The following is a 279-nucleotide window of genomic DNA, read 5'->3' as shown; positions in this document are numbered from 1 at the left end:
TCGGGCGAGGTGCCGGTCGACGGCGTGATGGCCGACGGTGCGTACTACAGCATTGAACGCACTGAAGCCTGGTCTCGCTGCGGCGTGCTGCCGGTCATTCCGCCACCGGCCCATGCTGTGATCCTTGGCAAGGCAGAAGCAGGCTGGCACGACCAGATTGTGGGCTACATTCAGGCAAAGGGCATCCATGCGTTCGCAACCAATATGGCTACGGCAAGCGCTCTCCCGTCGAGGCGCAGATCTCGCGCATCAAGCGCTGCATCGGTGCGCGTCTGCTGA

1 protein-coding gene is annotated in these 279 nt (G+C 63.1%); it reads left to right on the top strand.

Going from position 1 to position 279, the window contains the following annotated elements; translation table 11 throughout:
- Nucleotides 1-279: hypothetical protein (locus P0D80_RS51605; RefSeq protein WP_408296773.1), on the top strand; the 279-nt coding region annotated here is incomplete at its 5' end.

The organism is Paraburkholderia sp. RL17-373-BIF-A (genome assembly GCF_046030175.1).
Lineage (GTDB): Bacteria > Pseudomonadota > Gammaproteobacteria > Burkholderiales > Burkholderiaceae > Paraburkholderia.
Note: the sequence above shows the minus strand (reverse complement) of the source record. Positions and strands in the feature narration are given on the sequence as shown.